This window comes from Microcoleus vaginatus FACHB-2002 (assembly GCF_040004035.1).
GTDB lineage: Bacteria > Cyanobacteriota > Cyanobacteriia > Cyanobacteriales > Microcoleaceae > Microcoleus > Microcoleus vaginatus_C.
Map to the genome: position 1 here is coordinate 1 of NZ_JAMPLN010000082.1, position 3,782 is coordinate 3,782.

General features: G+C 49.0%; 3 protein-coding genes, 2 pseudogenes and 1 riboswitch. Of the genes and pseudogenes, 4 read left to right on the top strand and 1 reads right to left on the bottom strand.

Going from position 1 to position 3,782, the window contains the following annotated elements; genetic code table 11:
* Nucleotides 1-113, bottom strand: a pseudogene (locus NDI35_RS29560) (photosystem II q(b) protein); the annotation flags it as partial.
* Between the two features lie 230 nt (nt 114-343).
* A riboswitch (adenosylcobalamin-variant (AdoCbl-variant) riboswitch) is annotated at nt 344-423 on the top strand.
* A gap of 8 nt (nt 424-431) precedes the next feature.
* Between NDI35_RS29560 and cobG the strand changes: the two are divergent.
* The 4 genes and pseudogenes from cobG to NDI35_RS29580 all read left to right on the top strand — a co-directional run.
* A complete protein-coding gene (cobG, locus tag NDI35_RS29565) occupies nt 432-1,955 on the top strand; it encodes a precorrin-3B synthase (protein WP_445315812.1) in 1,524 nt (507 codons plus the stop codon).
* 148 nt (nt 1,956-2,103) lie between these two features.
* Entirely contained in the window at nt 2,104-2,733 is a 630-nt protein-coding gene (locus tag NDI35_RS29570) for a precorrin-8X methylmutase (RefSeq protein WP_333058636.1), read from the top strand.
* Nucleotides 2,730-3,440: a precorrin-2 C(20)-methyltransferase gene (locus NDI35_RS29575; protein WP_445315813.1), complete on the top strand. Its 711-nt coding sequence runs from the start codon at nt 2,730-2,732 to the stop codon at nt 3,438-3,440. Before NDI35_RS29570 ends, NDI35_RS29575 begins: the two co-directional genes overlap by 4 nt.
* A gap of 229 nt (nt 3,441-3,669) precedes the next feature.
* A pseudogene (locus NDI35_RS29580) lies at nt 3,670-3,782 on the top strand (photosystem II q(b) protein); the annotation flags it as partial.

The following is a 3,782-nucleotide window of genomic DNA, read 5'->3' on the forward strand; positions in this document are numbered from 1 at the left end:
ATCATCAAGACGCCGAACCAACCTACATAAATGCGGTTGTCGGTCGATGTTACCCACTCGCAGAAGCGTTCCCAGACATTGGCGCTTTCGCGCTGCTGTAAGGTTGTTGTCATGGTTTTATGATTGCTGTATTTGGTTGTCAATGTTCGGATGATGTTTATATTATTAACGGTGTTGTTAAGGTTTGTAAAGGGGTGTAGCGACAGTTAAACTGATGAGGGTTATTAGCAAAGCTGATGAGAGGAGAGACAGGGCCGTAGCTTGCGGGGCCCGACGCCATCGCCAGGGGTTTTGTTAAGAAAGTTGAGGGTTTTGCTTTCTGTGGGTCAGCTCGTGATACCGTTCTAAAACCTGAAAGCGGGAAAGTCCGGTGCAATTCCGGCGCTGTGCCGCAACTGTAAAAGTCAGAATGCCGATTTCGGGGGCGCTTTGTGGGCGTTTACTTTTGGATTCCCTGCGTAACACGGGGAGGAGATTATTTGTTAGCTTTGACTGATTTGCCGACTTGTCCGGGTTTATTTTATGGTTCCCAAGCCCGAGACGGAGTTTTATCGAGAATGCGGATTCCTGGGGGAATTTTAAACGCGCAGCAGTGTCGGACGATCGCCGATGTGGCTGATCAATACAGTACCGGCTGTTTGCAAGTGACAAATCGGGCAAATTTGCAAATCCGAGAAGTGAACTCGGAAATTGCCCCGGAAGTCTGGAACCGCTTGCAGGAATTGGGGATAGCGTCTCGCCGCGTTGAAGTTGACCCGATTCGCAATATTATGGCAAGCCCGACAGCAGGGATCGATCGCCAGCAGTTACTGGATACTCGCCCGCTAGTGAAAGCTTGGGATGATTACCTGCAAACGCATCCCGAATTGTCGGAACTTTCACCTAAGTTCAGTATTGGCTTCGACGGCGGGGAATCGGTTTCGATCGGCGATTTACGCAACGATATTTTATTAGCTGCTGAAGGGCGTTCAACCCAATCAGAAATCCTTTTTCGCCTGTATTTAAACGGTGATACAGGAATTTTAATCCAAGAATCGCAATGTATTTCAGTATTAGCCGGCCTCGCTAGCACCTATCTTGAATACACCAAAACTCGACCTCGAATTGATGGCAAAAAACCGCGTTTGCGTCACCTGCTAGCAGATTGGGGCGCTGATATTTATCTAGAACGGGTACAGCAGAATTTACCATTTTTATGGCAATTCACATCTTGCACCTTTCCCAAAAACAGGCAAGATGCCTCATCTGAAAAATCCCTCCCCCATCACCGACATCTCGGCATTCATCCTCAGCGACAGTCCAGTTTCTCCTACATGGGAATTGCACTGCCTCTCGGTAGGCTAGAATCAAAGCAACTGCGGAATTTGGCAAATTTAGCCCAAAATCTAGCCAGCGGTACCCTGAGACTTACGCCGTGGCAAAATCTGTTGATTTCTGATATCCCCAACTCCCAGCTTTTTGAGGTAAAACAGCAAATCGCCGATTTGGGATTGCACTCGTCGGCGACTCGCCTAGATTCGTGCTTGGTGGCTTGTGCCGGCAGCAGCGGCTGTGCGTCGGCGGCGACAGATACTCAAAGTCACGCCCTAGCAATGGTGAGGGATTTAGCGCAAAAATTGACGCTCGACCAACCGATTAACATTCATTTCAGCGGTTGCCAAAAGTCCTGCGCCCAGCACCGGCCAATTGATATCACGCTGGTGGGAATTCAGATTGAGCGAGGAGACGAAACGATCGAAGGTTACGACATTTATGCGGGTAGAAAAGATTTGCCCTTCGGGCGACCAATTTTTCCGGCGGTGAGTGTGGCCGAGATGCCCGGTGCGATCGAGCGAATGTTGGAGGTATATCAGCGGTTTCGAGAGCCTTTGGAGTTATTTGGTGAGTTTGTCGATCGGCGGGCGATCGACCAATTGCAGGAGTTGTTCAGCGCCGAAAATGGGAATTTTAAGTAAAAAAATATCCGATTCAAACTGACAATTTTTAATCACTTCTCTTTCTATCTCTCTTGATATTTCTTCCTTCGCTTCCTTTCCATCTTCGCGGTTTATTCAAAAAATCTATTTCACAAATCCCACAAAATTCCCATAGCAGTTTTAAACAATGATTGACTACATTCGAGACGGAACAGAAATCTACACCAAATCCTTCGCCACAATTCGAGCCGAAGCAGATTTGTCAAGCTTGCCGCCTGATTTAGAATCGGTAGCCGTGCGACTAATTCATAGTTGCGGCATGACCGATATTGTTGCAGATTTAGCAGCTTCCCCCGGTGCAGCCACCTGCGGACGCCAAGCCCTCGCCGCAGGCGCGCCGATTCTGTGCGATGCCCGGATGGTGGCAGAAGGCATCACTCGCAAACGCCTTCCCGCTGACAATCCGGTGATTTGCACCCTCTGGCATTCCGAAATCCCGGAGTTGGCGCGGCAAATGGGAAATACTCGATCGGCTGCGGCGCTTGATTTATGGCTGGATAACTTGCAGGGTGCGGTTGTGGCAATTGGCAATGCCCCGACTGCTTTGTTCCGACTACTGGAAATGCTAGATGCCGGAGCACCCAAACCAGCTTTAATTCTGGGTTTCCCGGTAGGATTTGTGGGGGCTGCCGAATCCAAAGCCGAACTGGCCGCCAACAGTCGGGGAGTGCCATTTATTACGTTGCACGGGCGGCGCGGTGGCAGTGCAATGGCAACGGCGGCCGTGAATGCGTTAGCGAAAAAGGATGAATTATGACTAAGGCTACTGGTAAATTGTACGGTTTGGGTATTGGCCCTGGCGATCCTGAGTTGATTACTTTGAAAGCTTATCGGATTTTGCAATCGGTGCCGGTGATTGCCTATCCGGCGATGGAAAATGGTAAGGTGCTGGCGCGGGCGATCGTTGCTGATTATCTGCGCCCGGAGCAAATTGAGATTCCGATGCCCCTGCCTTTTAGTCCGACGCGATCGTCTCAACCTTATTATGATGTTGCTGCCGAGAAAATTGCCGCCCATCTGAGCGAGGGACAGGATGTGGCGGTGCTATGTGAGGGCGAACCTTTTCTCTACGGCTCGTTTATGTATCTATTCAACCGTTTGTCGGCGACATTTACCACGGAAGTTGTGCCGGGAATTTCTTCGACAATGGCGAGTGCGGCTGCGTTGGGAGTGCCGCTGACTTATCGTAACGATGTGTTAAGTATTATGCCTGCGACGCTGGATGCCGAGGTTTTGCGTGATCGACTGGCGGTTGTTGATGCTGCTGTGATTATTAAGCTGGGCCGGCATTTTGCGAAAGTCAGGGACGTACTGATTGAGTTGGGACAGTTCGATCGAGCACTGTATATAGAACGCGCAACTATGCCGAATCAGCGAATTCGGGCGATCGCAGATGTCGAACCCGCTGAAGTTCCCTATTGGGCTCTCATTATGATACCCAGCCAGCAAAAGTCTGTATCCTAATATTTCTATGCCTGAAGGCGACGCGCTTCCAGGCTTTACCTACTTTTTTGTGCATTCTTACCGCTTTATCCAGTTTTCTTCATATTGATAAGTTGAGCTTATAACTTCTATCAGTTAATCTGTTGTTAAAAAAACTTTACAAACATGAGAATATGCTTTATGTTTATTTACATGGCGGAACACAAAGCCGTCACGAACATTGAAAACCAAATAAAGCAATCATAAACAAATGACAACAACCTTACAGCAGCGCGAAAGCGCCAATGTCTGGGAACGCTTTTGTGAGTGGGTAACATCAACCGACAACCGCATTTATGTAGGTTGGTTCGGCGTCTTGATGAT

What these genes read in the sequence shown, in the direction of transcription:
- NDI35_RS29570 (WP_333058636.1), top strand. Translation starts at nt 2,104, where the DNA reads ATGATTGACTACATTCGAGACGGAACAGAAATCTACACCAAATCCTTC.
- NDI35_RS29575 (WP_445315813.1), top strand. Translation starts at nt 2,730, where the DNA reads ATGACTAAGGCTACTGGTAAATTGTACGGTTTGGGTATTGGCCCTGGC.